Below are 14,959 nucleotides of genomic sequence, written 5' to 3' on the forward strand. Positions count from 1 at the left end.
GACAGATTACCCCTTTACCCAATCATCATCTTCAAGCGTGCGTACACGCCGAGGTGGTTTGCGTTCTATTCCATCTCCTAGAACAAAAGATGCGCACAAATGATTCCAGGAACAGTCGCGACAGACTTCAACGATATACACACGAAATTCTCCGAATTCACGTTCCATCTCCGAAAGTTCATCTGGAGTTTTAATTCGACCTGAGTACTGACCTAGTTGATCACCAAAGGCATAGCGCAATTCAACGAGTGATGTTTTCTTACACACCGGACAGTTGCGTTGCACTCTTTCGCCGTGAAACTTTGCAGCTCTCATTAAGTATGGGTCGGCATCGCACGCATCTACAACACCACGAAATAACTTCATAAGCGTTGCGCGCTTATCAAGTGAGTAGTCGATATAGGAGCGTTGCGATTTCATAATAAGCAAGAATAATCCTTCATTGCTTACTACGCTTGTCCTATGAATTTCTGGGAACTTCTGCGACACCCCAGACTCTCACGATTACTCGGGGTGCGCTGGAGCGGTCAGGCAACTGATGGGTTATTCCAAAGCGCACTTGCATCCTTTGTTCTCTTTTCGCCTGAACGCCAAGCAGATGCACTCAGTGCTGCCATTGGGTTTGCAGTTGTTTTATTGCCATATTCACTCGTTGGTCCATTTGTTGGAACAATTCTTGATCGCGTTTCCAGACAACGCGCACTCTTGTTTTCTAATCTTGCGCGAGCAGCAAACTTACTTGTCGTTGCAGCACTGGTCTTTACTGGACAGACAGGCGTTGTATTAACAGTCTTTGTGCTGATTGCATTTGGAGTTAACCGCTTAATTTTGGCTGGACTCTCTGCAGGTTTGCCTCTTGTCATCGAGACTAAATCATTGATCAGCGCAAACGCGCTAGCTGTTACAGGCGGATCTGTTTTGGTTGTTCTCGGCGGCGGACTGGGTGTGGCAATTAGAAACTTATTTGATAATTTAGCTGTTGCAGATCACGCCGATGCCATCATGGTTTTATTCGCAGCCGGTGGCTATCTCAGCGCTGCGCTACTCACATTGCGCGTTGGGAAAAAAGAAATTGGTCCACTGCCACATGAAGTAAAAGAGGCAAGCTTTAAAGAAGGTATCAATGAAATGCGTGAAGGTTTTGCTTTCTTGCGCACACACTCAGATGCGATTCGCGGAATTATTGCAACGGCAGTACAGCGCGGAGGAATTACCGCTTTGACTCTTACCGCGCTTTTGTTGGAGCGAAATACTTTTAACTCACCATCTAATCCAGAAGCAGGACTTGCAGGATTTGGAATTGTTCTAACTATTGCAGGTGTTGGAATAACACTTGGCGCACTCACAGCGCCATATGGTGTGAAACGTTTTGGCCGCCACCGTTGGATTAAATGGTCCTTACTTGTGGGCGCCGCCGGACCAATCTTCTTAGTTGTTTCCCAAACTGAAATTGCTCTTGCTTTAACTGGCTTCTTTGTGGCGTTGTGTGGTCAGAATGTGAAAGTCACCAACGATGCGCTCGTGCAATCAAAGATTGATGATTATTACCGTGGTCGAGTCTTTGCTGTTTATGATGTATTAGTAAATGCTGCAATCGTGAGCGGCGGGCTAATCGCAGCGCTGATGCTTCCAACTAGCGGTGTGACACCATGGGTTCCGGCACTTGTGAGCGCAAGTTACTTACTTGTTGCGCTGCGCTTGCTGCGGCCAGAAAAGTTCTTTCTTAAGAATTAGTTTTCCACCACGCAAGTAATTCTTTTGTTGCGGCTTCCTCACCAATTGGCCCGCGTTCTAAGCGGATCTCCATAAGAAAATCTAGCGCGCGACCAACTGCTGCAGATGGCTTGATATCTAATATCTGCATAATTTGTGCGCCATCTAGATCAGGGCGAATCTTTGATAGCTCTTCTTGCTCCATAAGAACTGCAATTCGATTTTCTAAACTGTTATATGTTGCAGCCAGCCGTTGTGCTTTCTTTGCGTTGCGAGTTGTGCAATCGGCGCGGGTCAGAACATGTAAATGTGTGAGTAATTCACCAGCATCTCGGACATACCTGCGCACTGCAGAATCACTCCATTCACCATCGCCATAGCCGTGAAAGCGAAGATGAAGCGCAATAAGAGTTTCAACCGCTTCGATTGTGTGGTTATCAAAGTGCAGCGCTTTTAACCTTGTAACAGCTAGACGTGCACCAACAACTTCGTGATGATGAAATGAAACGCCGCCCCCATCTATGAGCGCACGAGTCTTTGGTTTTCCAATATCGTGTAATAGCGCTGCTAAGCGGCTGACAAGGTTTGGCCCATCTAATCGGTGCTCAAGTGCAATTGCTTGCTCGAGCACTGTGAGTGAGTGTTCATACACATCTTTATGGTGATGGTGCTCATCAATTTCTAATTGCAGCTTTGGAATTTCTGGCAAGACAATTGCTGCTAATCCAGTTTCAACAAGAAGTGTGATTCCAGTACGTGGATTTTGCGACATAAGAATTTTCACAAACTCATCTCGAACGCGCTCTGCAGAAATAATAGAGATGCGATCTGTCATTGATTTCATGGCAACTAATACATCTGGTGCTATCTCAAAATCTAATTGACTTGCAAAACGCGCAGCGCGCATCATGCGAAGTGGATCATCTGAAAAAGATTGTTCGGCGCTACTTGGTGTGCGAAGTAATTTCTTACTTAAATCAATCAAACCGTTAAAGGGGTCGAGGAATTCTGGTTTCTCCGACGTAAGTTCAAGTGCCATCGCATTGACCGTGAAGTCGCGACGAGATAAGTCGCCATTAATATCTTTTCCGTATTGCACTTCTGGTTTGCGACTCCGTGGGTCATAGGTTTCGCTGCGATAGGTTGTCACTTCAACAGTTGTGTCACCGCGTTTTCCTGCAACAGTTCCGAACTCAATTCCGGTTTCCCAAATATGTTCTGCCCATGTTGAAAGAATTTTCTTACTCTCCTGTGGTGGTGCATTCGTTGTGAAATCTAAATCATTTCCGAGACGACCAAGAATTGCATCGCGCACAGGTCCACCAACTAAGGCCAATGTAAAACCTTGGGCTTTAAAGGCAGCAGCCAGTGAACTAGCTAGTGGTGCTCGTTCAATGAGTGAACGAATAGCCAGTTCTCCTGCGGCGCCTAGTGCTGTACTCACAATAAGTAAGGTTAGAGCAGTAGCCTTACTCCATGATCCCTGCACCTGGTGCGGGCAGCGAAGGTACGAAGAAAAAGCGGAAGCGCAGACGCCCCGCCAATCGCGCCCCACAAACTTTAACTTCAGGAACGACCCCCACACCGAGTAAAAAACCTGCGCGCCCATATGCCAAGCGCGTGGATGAAGTAAGTGCTGGCGGACTTGTAATAGATAAGAGTGGATTACAAGGCTTATTAATTGGTCGTCGTGATCAAAAAGATCCAACAGGTACAAAAATCTTATGGTCACTTCCAAAGGGACACATAGAAGAAGGTGAAACACCTGAGCAAGCAGCTATTCGCGAAGTTGCTGAAGAGACTGGAATTAATTCAGATATAACAAAATCACTCGGTGTCATTGATTTTTGGTTTATGGCCGGGGGAAAACGAATTCATAAAACAGTTCACCACTTTATTTTTAAGGAAACTGGTGGATTGCTCACTCCTCAAGAAAGTGAAGTCGATGAAGTGGGTTGGTTTCCACTTAGCGAAATAGTTGGCTTGCTGGCATATCCCGATGAGAAAAAACTCATTGCTAAGAACTCTGAGTTGCTCGTATGAAGAAAATATTTCTTTTTGCCCTCATCGCACTCTTTGTTCTACCTGCGCCCGCACAGGCTGAATCTCGCGAAGTTCAAATCACAGGAACTGTGCATCGCAACTTTGACGGAAAATTTAGAAATGATGAGTTAGCACAAGACATTGCCGTTGGTGGGCGGCTCTGGAAACTAATCTTTTCTACAGATCTCACACCGCGAATCTGGGTCATTGATGCCGCACTGATTGAAGAAATAACTGCAATGACCGCCCCGTATGAATTACGAGATGGAAAGAAAATTGATTCATCTGTTCAAGCAGTTGCATTTTTATCTCAGTTAAAAAAGGTTACAACAAACGCTCAAGTCGTTGCACTGCCCTATGGAAATCCAGATCCTGTCTTAGCGCGCGAGATTGCACCTAGTGAACTTAATTATTACTACAAAACTGCGCAGACTAGATTGGCCACTGCTTTGGCACGTCCGGTTCGTAGTGAACCATTGGCTGATTGGAGCAAGGGACGTACTTATTTTTCTAAGAATCTGCGTGAGCAATACACGAAGAATCGTAAGGCTGTAACAGCGCTTTCAACCGTCGTTGATCAATCGGAGTTAGCTGATATCCGAGCGCAGTTGGGACGATTAATGTCGCCATCTCTTACCCAAACTGATCGGACGTATTTTTCTTTTAATGCCACACAAGAAGTGTATAAATACAAAGAACGCCTAAAAATTTATGGCGGTAAGTACCAACTAACATCTGCGCAATCTAAATTACCTATTACATTGGCAAATGGCTTTAAATCAATTGTAAAAGTTAATTTGAATCTATATGCCGGCTCTTCTCGTATAAGTATTGATAGCGTTAAAAACATTGTTCTTCAACCAAAATCTAAGACTCAGATTTCAATACCTGTTGAGGTGTTCGCACCCGGGCAGACATACATCACGGCTCAGTTTGTAAATGAAGAGGGGCGTGCACTTAGTGATCCTGTTGAGTTATCTCTAAATCTGACAGTAATTGATTCCCGTGTTGCTTGGTTTACAACGGGCGCCGCAGTACTTTTGTTCCTAGCCGCGATTACCCAGAGTGTGCGACGAGTACGGAGGGCGCGTAAGTGAAAGAACACGAGCTCTTCCGCGCATCAAGTGTGATGGCAGTTGGAACGATAATTTCTCGTATCACCGGATTTATCGGTGGCGTGATCATGATTGCAACACTGGGCACAGCGCTACTCGCTGATGCTTTCAACGTTGCAAACACAATGCCGAACATTTTGTATAACTTACTTGTTGGTGGTGCGCTCACAGCGATATTTGTTCCACAGCTAGTGCGAGCATTTGATGACACCGACGGCGGTCATTTATTTGCTTCACGTCTGGTTACAACAATTAGCGGAATTCTTTTAGCACTTGTTGTCATTGGAGTAATTTTCGCTCCGCAACTTGTTTATATATACGCACCAAGTTTTTCAACACCAGGCTTTGAAACAGAGCGCGAGATTGCGATTGCATTTACTCGCTACTGCTTGCCGCAGATCTTTTTCTTAGGTCTATTTACAATGCTTGGCCAAGTTGCCAACGCTCGTGGTTCTTTCGCGCCGCTTATGTGGGCACCAATTGCCAATAACCTCGTAGTTATCGTGGTTTTCTCCGCGTTTTTGCTTAAGTGGCCAAATGTCAGTGTTGATTCAATTACTGATACGCAGATTCAAATTCTTGGGTGGGGAACAACTGCAGGAATCATTATTCAAGCACTCATTCTTATTCCAGTTGTAAAGAAATCTGGCATACGTATTCGCCCCAAGTGGGGAGTTGCCGGCTTAGGTAAATCCTTCTCACTTGCTGGGTGGACCCTTGTTTATGTTTTGATCTCACAAATTGGTTATTTAATTACTGTAAACGTTGCAACGACAGCGGCGGTTGAAAGCGCTAAGGCAGGTATTACAACTGGTGTTGGTTTCACACCATTTAAGAATGCGTATCTGATTATGTTGTTGCCTTATTCAATTGTGACAATTTCAATTGTTACAGCCCTCTTACCGCACATGTCTAAATTGGCCATAAATAAAAAGATTGATGATGTTAAAGATCAGTTACTGCGGGCAATTAAGACTGTCGGCGTATTAACGATTCCTAGCTCTGTGGCTTTCTTGCTCTTTGGTCCACTTATTACTGAAGTGCTCTTCTTTGGAATTGATAAGAATGACGGCATTTATATTGGTTATGTTTTATCTGCGCTGAGCCTTGGTTTAGTTGCGTTCTCAATTAACTTAGTGCTTATTCGTGGATTTAACGCTTTTGAAGATACGCGCACACAAGTGTGGTCGATTCTTATTATTAACTTTATTTCGGTTGGTCTCTCGTATTTGTTTTTAGCAATCTTGCCGAGTGACTGGGTGACTGTTGGCTTAGGTTTTGCATTTTCTGCAAGTTATTTGATTGGCTTATTCATAACGCTTCGTTTGTTGAAAAAGCACACAGGGGTAATTCATATTCGCGATTTCATTGGCCAACACGGGCGTCTTTTATCAGCATCACTGATTGCAATGCTGCCAATCTTTGCAATCTCACAGTATTTTGGTTGGGTTGGATCTGATCAATCTTCTTTGGTTCGAGCAAGTGAACTTCTCTTTGTAATAGTTGCTGGCGCTCTTGGTTATTTCTTTGCTGCAAAGGCTTTGCGAATAAGTGAAGTGAGCGGAATTACTGCCCTTATTTTGCGCCGTAACAAGGCTGCGGAATAAAGCACCTTAAACTGGGGTTATGGTGAATACATGAGCGAAAAAATCCACGAAGTCATCATTGTTGGATCTGGTCCAGCTGGTTACACCGCTGCGATTTATGCTGCGCGCGCGCAACTAGAACCAGTGATGTATGAAGGTTCAGTAACAGCTGGCGGCGCGCTCATGAACACAACCGAAGTAGAAAACTTTCCTGGCTTCACAGATGGCATCATGGGTCCAGATTTAATGGATTCAATGCGTAAGCAATCTGCGCGCTTTGGTACAAAGTTAGTTACAGATGACATTGTTGAGATGGATTTAAATGGCCCTGTTAAAACTTTAAAAGATGGTTCAGGAAATGTTCTTAAAACAAAGTCTGTAATTCTTGCAATGGGCTCTGCCTATCGCGAAATCGGGTTAGAGAATGAAAAACGTTTATCTGGCCGTGGTGTCTCATGGTGTGCCACATGCGATGGTTTCTTCTTCCGTGATCAAGAAATCGCAGTTGTTGGTGGCGGAGACTCAGCCGTTGAAGAAGCAACATTTCTTACAAAGTTTGCAAGCAAAGTAACGTTGATTCACCGTCGCGATTCATTGCGCGCATCAAAGATTATGGCCGATCGCGCAAAAGCTAATCCAAAGATTGAATTTCTGTGGAACACCGAAGTAACAGATGTCTTAGGTGAAACAAAGATGGAAGCGTTACAACTGAAGAATGTTCTCACTGGAGAAGTTTCAAAGCGCAATTTCGGTGCACTCTTTGTTGCAATCGGACATATCCCGCGCAGTGAATTAATCACAACTCAGGTTTCATTAGATGCTGAGGGATATGTAAAGGTTGAAGGACGTTCTACAAAGACAAATATTGAAGGCGTTTTCGCCTGCGGAGATCTAGTCGATCACACATATCGTCAGGCAATCACCGCTGCGGGCTCTGGTTGTCAGGCCGCTCTCGATGCTGAAAAATTTCTATCTCACTAGTAAAGTTACGTAAATAAACCAACCAAGGGGAAGCCATGAGCGCAGCAACAGCAGTAACCGCAGCAACATTTGATGAAGTCGTACTTAAGAGCAGCACGCCTGTTCTAGTTGATTTCTGGGCTGAGTGGTGTGGTCCATGTCGCGCTATTGGACCAATCCTTGATGAGATTGCCGCAGAACATGGCGATAAGTTAAAGATTGTAAAACTAAATACCGATGAAGAGTCTGCAATCGCAATCAAATACGGCGTCACATCTATTCCGATGTTAAACGTTTACGTAAATGGCGAAGTTGTTAAGACAATTATTGGTGCAAAGCCAAAGCCAGCTCTTCTTAAAGAACTCGAAAGCTTTATTTCCTAAATTATGAAAGAGCTCTCTGAAGAAGAGATCCGCTCTTTTCAACAATCGCGCGGGTTAACAGTCACAGGCATTATCAATGATGTAACTGCTCGCGCGCTCGAAGAAGCTAGATGGAAATTAGGCGATCGCTCTTTATATCTACAAGAGCCACCGCTTATGCGCGGAGATGATGTTGCCGCGTTGCAAGGGCGGCTAACTGAAATGGGTTTTGATTGCGGAAGAGTCGATGGAATTTATGGCGAACTAACCTCTGGCGCCGTTAAAGAGTTCCAAAAATCTGTTGGCATCGCAGTTGATGGCCAATGTGGTCCTGCAACTGTTATCGCACTTATTCGTTTAACGAAAATTGTTTCAGGTGGTGCACCGTCACAACTGCGCGAAAGTGCTTCACAAAAAAACCGTGGTCCGGCCCTTGCAAATAAAGTAATTGTCTTAGATCCAAGTTTGGGCGGCAAAGATCAAGGAAATGTTGCTAATAACATTATTGAATCTGAAATTGTTTATGACATTGCCCAACGCGTTGAAGGTCGTTTGTTAGCACTGGGTGCAAGTGTTTTTCTTACACGTGGTGCCAATAACTCACCTAGCGAAGCCGAGCGAATTACATTTTCTAATCAACGTGAAGCAGATCTGATGATTTCACTTCATGTTGATTCACATCCAAACCCTGATGCCCATGGTGTTGCTACTTATTTTTATGGAAGCGATGCGCACGGAATTCACTCAATTGTGGGCGAAAGATTTGCATCCCTTGTGCAGCGCGAAATATGTGCGCGCACCGATTTACTTAATTGCCGCACCCATGCAATGACATGGGACTTGTTGCGACTTACAAAAGCTCCTGTGGTGCGCATCGATCTTGGATATGCCAGCAATGCAGGAGATGCCAGCCGATTGGCCCGCCCTGATTTTCGTGACGTAATTGCCGAATCATTACTTATTGCAATCCAACGCCTTTATTTATCTACAGAAGATGATGCAAAAACAGGCACTCTTCGCATCTCTGACTTACGTAGCGCGGGTCTTCGCCGCTGACGCCATTTTGGCCAATTGTGGGATGATTGGCGGATGAGCGAAATTTCAACACGTCACCAAACTGGTGCACCGCAGAATCTTGAGCAACGTTTTGCTGCTCGCGCTGCTGGAATGCAACCAAGTGAGATTCGTGCGCTCTTCGCTGTTGCATCGCGTCCAGAGATTGTTTCACTCGCTGGTGGAATGCCAAATCTTTCTGCGCTTCCAATGAAGATGATGGCAAGTGTTGTTAACGATTTAATTTTAACTAACGGAACAGAAGCGCTTCAGTATGGAAGCGGACAAGGCCATCCAAAACTTCGCGAACAAATCTGTGAAGTAATGGCACTTGAAGGAATTCGCGCGCACCCTGAAGATGTTGTTGTTACAACTGGTTCCCAGCAAGCGCTAGATCTGATCTCTCGAATTTTTATTGATCCAGGCGATGTTGTATTAGTTGAAGCACCTTCATATGTTGGAGCCCTCGGAACTTTCCATCAATATCAAGCATCAGTTGTTCATGTGTCTATGGATAACGATGGTTTGATTCCTGATGCGTTGCGCGATGCGATCAAAACTACCCGCGCAGCTGGGCGCAAGATTAAGTTCTTGTATTTAATTCCAAACTATCAAAATCCAACAGGTGTTCTACTACCTGCAGATCGTCGCACTGAAATTCTTGATATTTGCCGGAAAGAAGAAATCTTTGTCGTAGAAGATAATCCTTATGGCTTACTCGGTTTTGATCGTCCAAGTCCGAATGCGATGCGCGCAGAAGATAGTGAAAACGTTATTTACTTAGGGTCTTTTTCAAAGACAATCGCATCTGGCTTGCGTGTGGGCTGGGCACTTGTTCCGCCATCACTAAAAGATAAATTAGTTATCGCAAGTGAGTCTTCTATTTTGTGCCCTTCTAACTTTTCTCAAATGACAATCTCTAATTATTTGGCCGATCAACCATGGCGCGATCAAATCGCATCATTTTGTGAGCTATATAAGGTGCGTCGCGATGCGATGTTGCAAGCACTCGAAGAACACTTTCCGGCATCTGCCACATGGACAAAGCCTGGCGGCGGATTTTATGTTTGGGTTAATTTGCCACCTGAAATTGATACGAAATTACTTGTTCCTAAAGCGATCGTTGCAAAGGTTGCTTATGTGCCAGGAACCGCGTTTTATGCTGATGGCCTTGGTTCATGGCAGTTGCGTCTATCTTTTTGCCACCCAACACCAGAGCGTATTCATCAAGGTGTTGCAGCCCTCGGCGGTGTGATCAAGCAAGAGATCGAACGCCGTAGTTCAAATAAATTAAATTAACCCTCGATTTTTTTAACAATTCGAGCAAGATCTGCAAAACCTGCAAACTCGATAGAAATCTCACCTTTGGCTTTCCCGCCTTTAATCTTCACACGTGTGTCTAGGTGATCTCCTAGGCGCTCTGCAATCTCATTTACTTCTGGCGAAGTCCCAGACGATTTCTTCTTTGCTTTGCCAGCAGCCTTAGGAGATGTTGTGGCAATAATTTCTTCAACGGCTCGAACACTTAGCCCTTCGGCAACAATGCGCTTTGCTAATTGATCAATCTGGGCTTCATTGCTTAATCCAAGGAGTGCTCGTGCATGTCCTGCGCTAATTACACCGGATGCAACTCTGCTTTGAACACTTGCCGGCAAGTTAAGCAGGCGCATTGTGTTTGAAATAAGGGGACGGGAGCGACCAAGTTTGTGTGCTAGTTCGTCATGTGTGCAATTAAAGTCTTGAAGTAGTTGCGTGTAGGCCGCAGCTTCTTCCAGTGGATTGAGCTGGCTGCGATGAATGTTTTCAATGATTGCTTCGCGCAGTAACTCATTATCTGGAGTCTGACGAATGATTACAGGAATGCTTCGAAGCCCGGCTAATTTTGCAGCGCGAAAGCGTCGCTCTCCCATTACTAATTCATAACGACCAGGAGAAGTTTGACGAACAACTGGTGGTTGTAGAATTCCTATTTCTTTAATTGATGCAACGAGTTCTGCCATTGCTTCCTCATTAAAGACTGTGCGTGGTTGTTTTGGGTTTGGAGAAATTGAATCAATAGAAACTTCATTTTGTTGCGCTACTTCATTTCCACCAACTGTGAGAGATGTTGGAATAAGTGCATCTAAGTTTGTGCCTAGCCCTCCGCGTTTTACACTCATGCGATTTCACCACTTTGTTTTAGTTTGTAATTAATGCTGACAACATTTGAATCAAATGCTTTTCCGCGATCTGCAATTTCTCGTGCTACCTGCATATATGCCAGAGCGCCCGGAGACGTTGGGTCATATGTCATAACTGTCTGTCCATATGAAGGAGCCTCTGATACTCGAACGGCACGTGGAATTGGAATATCAATTAATTCATTTGGAAAGTGCGAGCGAACACTTGCTGCAACATCATTTGCAAGACGTGTGCGACCATCAAACATTGTTAAAAGAATTGTTGATAGCTCTAGCGTTGAATTCAAACGTTTTTTAACTACTTGATATGTCTCTAATAATTGAGTTAAGCCTTCAAGTGCGTAGTACTCACACTGAATAGGAATCAACAATTCTTTTGCAGCAGCAAATGCGTTAACAGTTAATAAACCTAAACTTGGCGGGCAATCAATAAAGATGTAGTCATATGCCTTGCCCTCTTTGATTTTTAAATTAACCAATTCATCGATTGCTTCTTTTAGGCGCAATTCGCGTGCAACCATGGAAACTAAATTAATTTCTGCTTGTGCAAGGGCGGTATTAGATGAGATGCAATCAAGGGAAGGAAAGCCAGCAACTTTTTGTACAACTGATGCAATGTTTGCAGTGCCCATCAAAACTTCATAAATTCCATCGTTGGCTTTGTGTTCAACACCGAGAGCAGTCGACGCGTTTCCTTGTGGATCAAGATCGATGACTAGAACTCGAAGGCCGCCCATAGATAGGGCTGCTGCCACATTTACAGTTGTGGTGGTTTTGCCGACCCCACCTTTTTGATTGGCCACAGTGAAGATCCGAAGATGCTCGGGTGTGGCCATAGGCTCTTTTAGTCGGCGAACTCCGATGACCTGCTTTGTTTCACGTGAATCATCGGACATGCGCGTAGTTAAGCACCTTTAGGTACCTCAACTATTCGAGCGGGCTCTATGCCCTCCAAAGAAATTTCATGAAGACGCGCTCCGGGCACAGTTGCCATCTCAGTTGCCGCGTTTTCGCCCTTCATTGCAAGTAAAGATCCCCCTGGTTTGATCAGGTGCCAGGAAATCTTCTTTAATTTTTCAAGGGGAGCCACAGCTCGGGCGGTTACGTAATCCGCACTCTTTTTCACACTCTGGGCTTGGCCGCGGATCACAGTAATTCCTGTGCCGGCGGTGGCCTCTTCTAGAAAATCCACCCGGCGTTGAAGGGGTTCAATCAGGGTCACTTTTAAATCTGGACGGGCAAGGGCGATGATGATTCCAGGTAAACCTGCCCCGGATCCGATATCAAAGACCGTTGCCCCCTCTTTGAAAAGGGTGGTTACAGGCAGGCAGTTAAAGATGTGGCGTTCCCAGATCCGCTCGGCCTCGCGGGGGCCGATGAGCCCGCGCTCAATTCCGGCTCCTTCAAGCAGGGCCGCGTAGGCAGCAATTGCACCTATTGAGCTGGGAAAGTATCGCTCGATGAGGGTTTCACGTGAAACCTCCATGTTTTTTAGGCTGGGTAGATAACTACGTAGCGATCTGGGTCTTCACCGTCAGATTCACTCGTAAGGCCTAGGTCTTGAATGGTGTCGTGGATGACCTTGCGCTCAAAGGCGTTCATTGGATCAAGTTTGATTGATGAACCAGTTGTCTTCGCTTTTTCAGCCATCTTTTCAGCAAGCTTTTTTAGCTCACTCTTTCGTCCTGAGCGAAATCCTTCGATATCGAGCATTAGTCGGCTGCGATCCCCTGTTGAAGTCTGAACCGCTAGGCGGGTTAACTCCTGGAGCGCATCTAGAACCTGGCCCTGATCTCCCACGAGGTGGTTGAGTTTGCCGCCGACGATTGCCAAAGCAGCGCGTCCATTTTCCACGTCGATGTCGATGTCGCCATCTAGATCTGCGATGTCGAGCAAGCCCTCTAGATAATCGGCTGCAATGTCGCCCTCTTCTTCTAACTTGGCGGCACTCTTTGGAGCCTTCAGGTCCGCGTTCGCCTCTGTCGTTACCTCTTCAACTACTTCTTCTTCTACAGCTTTGCTCTTTGGCATCTTTATCCTCGCCACCCATAGTGGGTTTGTAGTGGTTTAAGCATTTTTGTACCGGTATATACCGATATCGTCCTTATTTTTTCTTCTTCTTTTTTGCCTTTGGTTGCTGGCGCTGACCTTTAACGTCGCCCTCTGGACGGGGTTCATCAATTGTTGTGCCATCAATAACTGTTCCAGCTTTACGTGCTTTCTTATGTTGTAACTCTTCATAGGCCGGTGATCCCGGTGTTGGGTTTCGTTTAATTACGTAGTACTGCTGTCCCCATGTCCACAAGTTTGTTGTCGACCAATAAATAAGAACACCGATTGGAAAGTTAACACCGGAGATTGCAAAAATTACTGGAAATAAATACAACATAATTTTTTGCTGTTGCAACATCATGTTGTTGCTGGAATCCATCTTAGGCATTCCTTTAACCATCAACTGGCGTTGTGTTGTAAATGTTGTGGCGGACATAAAAGCAATCAAGATGACTGTAACAATTTTTACAGTCGTGCTAGATGAACCCAGGAAAGTCTCAGAAATTGGTGCTCCAAAGAATTTTGCTTGCGCCGCATTAACAACATCTGCTTGTGTGAAAACACCGTGTTTAACTGGTGGGTTTTTACCGATTCCGTTGAGCACTGTGAAGAGTGCGAAGAAAATAGGTGCTTGGGCCAGGATTGGAAAACATGAAGCAAGAGGGTTTGTTTTATGCTCTTTATAGAGCTTCATCATCTCTTCTGATTGTTTCTGGCGATCATCTTTGTATTTGGTTTGAATCGCTTTCATGTGTGGTTGCAAAGCGGTGAGTGCTCGCTGGCTCTTAATTTGTTTTACAAAGAGTGGGATCAAAATAATACGAATAATGATTACAAGACCGATAATTGAAAGGCTCCATGTGACACCACTTGATGAACCAAAGATTGGTGCTAGTAAACCGTGAATCGTAATAATGACCCAAGAAACAGCGGTATATAAGGGGTTTAGGATAGAGCCCATAATTAGATTCCTGCCTTCTGTGATTTCATAAGAACATAATCAACGCCGCCATGTGACCATGGATTACAACGCAACAACCGCCATGCGGCCATCACAACTCCTTTTATTCCGTACTCCTCGATTGCAGTTGCCGCATATGACGAACATGATGGGTAGTACTTACAACGCGGGCCAAGCGCCGGTGAGATCCATTTTTGGTAAAAGTGAATCAGGCCAACTAAAAGGGTTTTCATTGTGCGCCCGCCTGGCTAGATTTTTTAACAAGACGAGAAACGATTTCTGAAACTTCTATATTGGTTTGTGCTTTTTCGGCTTTGCCGATTGCACGTAATACAAAGAGTGATCCAGTTGGCAGGGCAGAAATATTCTGCGCGATCGCATGACGTGCTTTACGTGCGATACGGTGACGAAGCACAGACCCTCCAACGCTTTTGCTAATAATTAATCCAGCTTTGGGGCTTTCATTAGTACCTGTGAGATAGAGGTATCCAACAAAAAATTCAGTTGCTGCGCGGTGACCGCTTTTGGTCGTACGAGCAAAATCTGAGCTTTCTGTTAAACGCGCGCTTTTAGTAAGCACAAAGTTCTTCGAACTCGATTAAGCCGAAAGTCGTACGCGACCTTTAGCGCGGCGAGCAGCGAGTACAGCGCGGCCTGCACGTGTAGCCATGCGAGCGCGGAAGCCATGCTTCTTTGCACGACGGCGCGTATTAGGCTGGAAAGTGCGCTTTGTCATGTGGAACTCCTTCTGATCAAACAAATCTAAATCGGGCCATAAATGCGGGGGAAGTGCGGTAAGAGGGGTAACGGTAGAGGTCTGGGGATAACGCGGTCAAACCGGCCTGGAGGGGTCATTTCCAGGTTGAGAGTTGTGGATAACTAGTTGCGCTTTTGGCCAAATGGCTCTACTTTTCGCTCTCCTCCACAGGTTTTG

At 45.2% G+C, this 14,959-nt stretch carries 18 protein-coding genes; 8 read left to right on the forward strand and 10 right to left on the reverse strand.

Annotation, left to right across the window (positions count from 1 at the left end):
* Nucleotides 1-6: 6 nt before the first annotated feature.
* Nucleotides 7-420: a DUF5318 family protein gene (locus PHILAsVB114_RS06845; protein ID WP_204246798.1), complete on the reverse strand. Its 414-nt coding sequence runs from the start codon at nucleotides 418-420 to the stop codon at nucleotides 7-9.
* Between the two features lie 42 nt (nucleotides 421-462).
* On the opposite strand from PHILAsVB114_RS06845, the gene PHILAsVB114_RS06850 reads away from it, so the two are divergent.
* Entirely contained in the window at nucleotides 463-1,734 is a 1,272-nt protein-coding gene (locus tag PHILAsVB114_RS06850) for an MFS transporter (protein WP_095698615.1), read from the forward strand.
* Here the strand turns inward: PHILAsVB114_RS06850 and PHILAsVB114_RS06855 are convergent.
* Nucleotides 1,724-3,157: a CCA tRNA nucleotidyltransferase gene (locus tag PHILAsVB114_RS06855; protein WP_095698616.1), complete on the reverse strand. Its 1,434-nt coding sequence runs from the start codon at nucleotides 3,155-3,157 to the stop codon at nucleotides 1,724-1,726. The two genes, PHILAsVB114_RS06850 and PHILAsVB114_RS06855, sit on opposite strands and share 11 nt — an antisense overlap.
* A gap of 32 nt (nucleotides 3,158-3,189) precedes the next feature.
* On the opposite strand from PHILAsVB114_RS06855, the gene PHILAsVB114_RS06860 reads away from it, so the two are divergent.
* The 7 genes from PHILAsVB114_RS06860 to PHILAsVB114_RS06890 are packed head-to-tail and all read left to right on the forward strand — an operon-like array spanning nucleotide 3,190 to nucleotide 10,131.
* Nucleotides 3,190-3,756, forward strand: a complete 567-nt coding sequence (locus PHILAsVB114_RS06860; RefSeq protein ID WP_095698617.1) for an NUDIX hydrolase — start codon at nucleotides 3,190-3,192, stop codon at nucleotides 3,754-3,756.
* Complete coding sequence (locus tag PHILAsVB114_RS06865) at nucleotides 3,753-4,853, forward strand: DUF6049 family protein (RefSeq protein ID WP_095698618.1); 1,101 nt, start codon at nucleotides 3,753-3,755, stop codon at nucleotides 4,851-4,853. The genes PHILAsVB114_RS06860 and PHILAsVB114_RS06865 overlap by 4 nt, the downstream gene beginning before the upstream one ends.
* Nucleotides 4,850-6,478 (forward strand): murein biosynthesis integral membrane protein MurJ, encoded by a 1,629-nt coding sequence (gene murJ, locus PHILAsVB114_RS06870; protein ID WP_095698619.1) that lies wholly within the window; start codon nucleotides 4,850-4,852, stop codon nucleotides 6,476-6,478. The genes PHILAsVB114_RS06865 and murJ overlap by 4 nt, the downstream gene beginning before the upstream one ends.
* 30 nt (nucleotides 6,479-6,508) lie before the next feature.
* Nucleotides 6,509-7,438 (forward strand): thioredoxin-disulfide reductase, encoded by a 930-nt coding sequence (gene trxB / locus PHILAsVB114_RS06875; protein ID WP_095698620.1) that lies wholly within the window; start codon nucleotides 6,509-6,511, stop codon nucleotides 7,436-7,438.
* 35 nt (nucleotides 7,439-7,473) lie between these two features.
* Nucleotides 7,474-7,800 carry a thioredoxin gene (trxA, locus tag PHILAsVB114_RS06880; protein ID WP_095698621.1) on the forward strand — a complete coding sequence of 109 codons (327 nt, stop codon included), beginning with the start codon at nucleotides 7,474-7,476 and terminating at the stop codon, nucleotides 7,798-7,800.
* Nucleotides 7,801-7,803: 3 nt separating this feature from the next.
* Nucleotides 7,804-8,835, forward strand: a complete 1,032-nt coding sequence (locus PHILAsVB114_RS06885; protein WP_095698622.1) for an N-acetylmuramoyl-L-alanine amidase — start codon at nucleotides 7,804-7,806, stop codon at nucleotides 8,833-8,835.
* 33 nt (nucleotides 8,836-8,868) lie between these two features.
* Entirely contained in the window at nucleotides 8,869-10,131 is a 1,263-nt protein-coding gene (locus tag PHILAsVB114_RS06890; RefSeq protein ID WP_095698623.1) for an aminotransferase-like domain-containing protein, read from the forward strand.
* On the opposite strand, the gene PHILAsVB114_RS06895 is transcribed toward PHILAsVB114_RS06890, so the two are convergent.
* The 8 genes from PHILAsVB114_RS06895 to rpmH form a co-directional block, all read right to left on the reverse strand.
* Nucleotides 10,128-10,991, reverse strand: coding sequence for a ParB/RepB/Spo0J family partition protein (locus PHILAsVB114_RS06895; protein ID WP_095698624.1), 864 nt, complete (start codon nucleotides 10,989-10,991; stop codon nucleotides 10,128-10,130). The two genes, PHILAsVB114_RS06890 and PHILAsVB114_RS06895, sit on opposite strands and share 4 nt — an antisense overlap.
* Nucleotides 10,988-11,908: a ParA family protein gene (locus PHILAsVB114_RS06900; RefSeq protein ID WP_095698625.1), complete on the reverse strand. Its 921-nt coding sequence runs from the start codon at nucleotides 11,906-11,908 to the stop codon at nucleotides 10,988-10,990. Before PHILAsVB114_RS06900 ends, PHILAsVB114_RS06895 begins: the two co-directional genes overlap by 4 nt.
* An 8-nt stretch (nucleotides 11,909-11,916) precedes the next feature.
* Nucleotides 11,917-12,498 carry a 16S rRNA (guanine(527)-N(7))-methyltransferase RsmG gene (gene rsmG / locus PHILAsVB114_RS06905; RefSeq protein ID WP_095698626.1) on the reverse strand — a complete coding sequence of 194 codons (582 nt, stop codon included), beginning with the start codon at nucleotides 12,496-12,498 and terminating at the stop codon, nucleotides 11,917-11,919.
* A 5-nt stretch (nucleotides 12,499-12,503) separates the two neighbouring features.
* Nucleotides 12,504-13,043, reverse strand: coding sequence for a Jag family protein (locus PHILAsVB114_RS06910; RefSeq protein ID WP_095698627.1), 540 nt, complete (start codon nucleotides 13,041-13,043; stop codon nucleotides 12,504-12,506).
* Between the two features lie 73 nt (nucleotides 13,044-13,116).
* Nucleotides 13,117-14,025, reverse strand: coding sequence for a membrane protein insertase YidC (gene yidC / locus PHILAsVB114_RS06915; RefSeq protein ID WP_095698628.1), 909 nt, complete (start codon nucleotides 14,023-14,025; stop codon nucleotides 13,117-13,119).
* A 2-nt stretch (nucleotides 14,026-14,027) separates the two neighbouring features.
* Nucleotides 14,028-14,258 (reverse strand): membrane protein insertion efficiency factor YidD, encoded by a 231-nt coding sequence (yidD, locus tag PHILAsVB114_RS06920; protein ID WP_095698629.1) that lies wholly within the window; start codon nucleotides 14,256-14,258, stop codon nucleotides 14,028-14,030.
* A complete protein-coding gene (rnpA, locus tag PHILAsVB114_RS06925) occupies nucleotides 14,255-14,605 on the reverse strand; it encodes a ribonuclease P protein component (RefSeq protein ID WP_095698630.1) in 351 nt (116 codons plus the stop codon). Before rnpA ends, yidD begins: the two co-directional genes overlap by 4 nt.
* A gap of 18 nt (nucleotides 14,606-14,623) precedes the next feature.
* Nucleotides 14,624-14,761, reverse strand: a complete 138-nt coding sequence (rpmH, locus tag PHILAsVB114_RS06930; protein WP_095698631.1) for a 50S ribosomal protein L34 — start codon at nucleotides 14,759-14,761, stop codon at nucleotides 14,624-14,626.
* Between the last annotated feature and the right edge of the window lie 198 nt (nucleotides 14,762-14,959).

The sequence above is a fragment of the Candidatus Planktophila limnetica genome (assembly GCF_002288365.1).
Classification (GTDB): Bacteria; Actinomycetota; Actinomycetes; order Nanopelagicales; family Nanopelagicaceae; genus Planktophila; species Planktophila limnetica.